Origin of the sequence: 'Chrysanthemum coronarium' phytoplasma (assembly GCF_000744065.1) — a bacterium.
Lineage (GTDB): Bacteria > Bacillota_I > Bacilli_A > Acholeplasmatales > Acholeplasmataceae > Phytoplasma > Phytoplasma asteris.
Map to the genome: position 1 here is coordinate 1 of NZ_BBIY01000067.1, position 3924 is coordinate 3924.

Genomic DNA, 3924 nt, shown 5'->3' on the forward strand with positions numbered 1-3924 from the left:
AAATTGATGATTTAACAAAACCAATGCAACAACAAAATCCATCACTTAAATATCCTCCAAAATTTATTTGGAACCCCGATGGAACCATTAATCAAATTACAGAATTGGATCAAGATACAGGCGATTATCTAAAAACAACATATTACAACCAAGACGGAACTGTTAAAGAAGTTATAAATTATTAATGATGAATAAAAAAAGAAAATTAATATTAATAATTTGGACTATCTTTATTGCAATTATTCTTTTAATTCTTTTATTCCTTTTAGGTTTAAGATTACCTAAATTATTTAAACAACCCAAATCAACTTCATCAACTCAGCAACAATATCAATATCAAACTCAATATATTTATGATACAAATAAGGTTAAAAATATTGTTAGATTATTAACTGAATTAAAAAAATTAAAACAATTAAAAAACAAACAATTACAAAAACAAGTTTTAAACCAAAAAGAAACTCAACCAATAAATAATTTAGATTTCTTTGACCCTAAGGTTCAAAATGATCTTTATCATAAACTTAGTAAAAGTATGGATGAGCAAATGATTCAATTTTCTCAAAAAGATTTTGTTTCATCTGAAGTTCCATCTGAACAATTAAATGATGATAATCAATTAGTTAAAGATATCTCAGTAGTAATTTTAGCTACAGGTGCAGTTGTTATTAGTTGTGTAGTTCTAACACCCATATTTGCCTCTGTAGGTCCAATTGCAGCTCCTCTTGCTTTATTACTTTAATTTAAATAGAAAGGAGAATTTAAATGTTAAATAAAGTTCAATTAATCGGTAATATCACTCATGATCTAGAACCAACAACTATTAATACTAATGAGGGTGAAATATCTAAATTAGATTTTAGTATAGCTGTTAATAATAAAGATAAAGTTAATTTTATTCCATGTGTTATTTTTAGAAACCAAGCAGATAATATGTTTATGTATCTTCATAAAGGTTCAAAAATATATGTAGAAGGATCTTTATCAGTTGAAAGATATACTAATAGTGATGGAGAAAATAAAACCTCAACTAAAGTAATAGTTCAAAGAGTTATCTTTTTAGATAGCAAAGATAAATAAAAATAGCCCCTATTAGTTTAGGGGCTTTAAAAATATAAAATCTCAATTGCGCGGAATGTTAATTTTAATCAATTTATCAATTTTATAATACCTCTAAAACGCCTTATTTTATATCTATATTCAATTTTAAATTAAATTAAGTATAAAAGTATTCAAAGACGAGCAGAGCGAATTAGGCGGCCAGCCGATGCATATTAAGAATTAACTCTTACCCTCCTCCTATAAAGTCCCCTTTGGGGATTTAGGGGGTTTTATAATAAATAAATTTGTTAAAATTATTAATGACCTTATATATATGTTTTTCGCAGATTCGTAATATATAAGGTCATAATTTTATATTTTAATTTGTTAGGTATTTCCTTGGTTTTAATTGTTTTTGGCTAACCTTATATATATATATATGGAGAAAACATATAAAATCCTCAGCATTTCCCTACCATATAGGGCTTGTCTATATGGTAGGGAGAAAATGGAGAACGAATTATATTGTTTTGTTAGATTTTTTTTAATAATATTTAATTTGTTTATTCTCCGTTTTTTTATGTATTAATGGAGAAAATATATATTATAATAATAACGAGCGCCTTACCTGTGAACTATCAGGTAAGGAGTAGCGAGAACGAACCAACCGCCTTTGCCGTGAGTATCGGTAAAGGAGTAGGTTGGAGAGTCAATTAAAAAATATTAAAAGGAATCTAATAAAATGAAATTAAGAATCTGCGAACTTGTTATTAATAAAACTTTAATTACTAAAACTAAAATAGAAACTATTTTAGAAACTAAAAAAAAGCCATTCAAAATTATGCCTATATTTTGCATGATAAAGATATTTATCAAAATGATAAAGAGGCTCAATTGAATGGTAAAAAAGTAGGAGATATAAAAGCTCCTCATTACCATATATATTTAAGATTTAATTATTCACATGATACAAAAAATATCGCTCAATGGTTTAATACTGAGGATAATTTTGTTTCCAAAATAAAAGGTAGATTTAGTGATGCCTTAATGTATATGATTCATGCTAATAGGTCTGATAAACATCAATATGATGAAAAAGAAGTAGTTAGTAATTTTGATTGGAAATCAGAAGCTCAACAAGATATTTTTAACAGAAAATATAAAATGGATGCTCGCTTAAAAGATATTTTACTTAAAATAGATTCAGGAGAAATTAAAGAATACAATATAAATGATAATATTAATATTCTAGAAAATAATATCTATTCTGCTGCAATAGAAAAAGCATTTAAGTTTAGAATTAGAGATTTAAAAAAGAAAGTTAGACAAATGGAATGTGTTTTTATAACTGGTATGAGTGGTTCAGGTAAATCTACTCTTGCCAAAAAAATAGCCAAAGATAAAGGTTATAATGCTTATGTTTCATCTGGTAGTAATGATATTTTAGATGATTATTGCGGTGAGGAATGTATTATTTTAGATGACCTACGTTCTTATTGCCTAGGTTTATCTGATTTAATAAAAATGTTAGATAACAATACTGCATCATCAGTTAAAAGTCGTTATAAAAATAAAGTTTTAGAATGTCAATTAATTATTATTACTACTATTAAAAGTATTGATGATTTTTTTGATGATATTTTCAAAGATAAAGATGAAAGTATTATTCAATTAAAACGTCGTTGTAAGTTTCATATTAAAATAGATTCAAAATATATTTATTATAGTGATTGGGATGATGTTGATAAGAAATATAATGAACTTTATAAACAACCTAATACTTTATTAAATGAATTTCAAATAAAAAAATTAAACGAACAAGAACGAAAAAACCGTTTAAAAAAAGTTTTAAATGTAGATGTAGATAAAAATATTTAAATTATTTCTATAATTAAATGTTTTTTTAATTTTTTTTATGTGTATTTTCCTAGGTTTTTTGATATAATATAAGTGTATTCATCTGACAAAAAAACATTATTATTAAATTTTAATATAAAATAAATGTTAAAATTATTAATGACTCTATGTATATGTTTGTCAGATGACATATATGTAGGGTCATTTTTGTTATTTAAAGCTCACATTAAAATATATAAAAAAAATAGTTATATAAATCCACTCTCCGCCAAAAGAAACGATTTATATAACTATCATGAAAGGATGCATTATTCATGCAGATATTCAATTTAACAACAAATCAATTAATTGATAAATTAATTGCCTTTGTTACTTATATTATAACATTTCTTAAAACCACTTTTAACAATATAATTGCTATTAAAGATTGTAGTTTTGATAATTTATTAAATAGTACTGGAATAATTATTAGTTTCGTTTTATCTATATTTTACATTTTAGTCTTTATCACTTTATTATGTTTTTTAGGTTCTATTTTTAACATTATAAAAAAATTAATAAAATATACTATTTATTATCCAATTAAATATTTTCTTTTAGGAATATATTATTTCTTTTATTTAATATTTAAATTATTTATTAAATCTCAACCACCTGTTGAACCAATAGTTCAACCAGTTAAATCTAATAATGATTTGATTAATTTACAAAGAAAGATAAATAATTTAGAATACAAACTTAATTTACAAAAAAAACAAAATGTTATTAAACCATTTGAAAATAAATATCAAAAAAGAGGTTAAATTATGAAAACCAATAATCAAACAAAATCAAAAAATAAAATCTTTATCATTTGGGGATTATTTATTACTGGAGTTATTCTTGTTTTTTTAATCATTTTATTATTAGCTTTTAATAAACCTCAATCTAAAATTGAAACTCCAAGTCAACATAATTTAAACTCAAAAAGTGATATTCAAAAAGAACAAGAAACCTATAATAAAATTATGAGTAAGATAAAAAAAG

Annotated in this window: 5 protein-coding genes and 1 pseudogene; all 6 read left to right on the forward strand. The window is 23.6% G+C overall.

Annotation, left to right across the window (positions count from 1 at the left end; all coding sequences use genetic code 11):
• A partial coding sequence (locus OYV_RS03320; RefSeq protein ID WP_042068271.1) for a DUF2963 domain-containing protein occupies positions 1-185 on the forward strand: 185 nt, incomplete at its 5' end.
• Positions 185-742 (forward strand): hypothetical protein, encoded by a 558-nt coding sequence (locus OYV_RS03325; RefSeq protein ID WP_042068272.1) that lies wholly within the window; start codon positions 185-187, stop codon positions 740-742. The genes OYV_RS03320 and OYV_RS03325, both read left to right, overlap by 1 nt.
• 23 nt (positions 743-765) lie before the next feature.
• Entirely contained in the window at positions 766-1080 is a 315-nt protein-coding gene (locus OYV_RS03330; protein ID WP_042068273.1) for a single-stranded DNA-binding protein, read from the forward strand.
• Positions 1081-1893: 813 nt separating this feature from the next.
• A complete protein-coding gene (locus OYV_RS03335) occupies positions 1894-2919 on the forward strand; it encodes a Rep family protein (RefSeq protein WP_236620279.1) in 1026 nt (341 codons plus the stop codon).
• Between the two features lie 293 nt (positions 2920-3212).
• Entirely contained in the window at positions 3213-3701 is a 489-nt protein-coding gene (locus OYV_RS03340) for a hypothetical protein (RefSeq protein ID WP_042068274.1), read from the forward strand.
• 3 nt (positions 3702-3704) lie between these two features.
• Positions 3705-3924 (forward strand): annotated as a pseudogene (locus OYV_RS03345) (DUF2963 domain-containing protein); the annotation flags it as partial.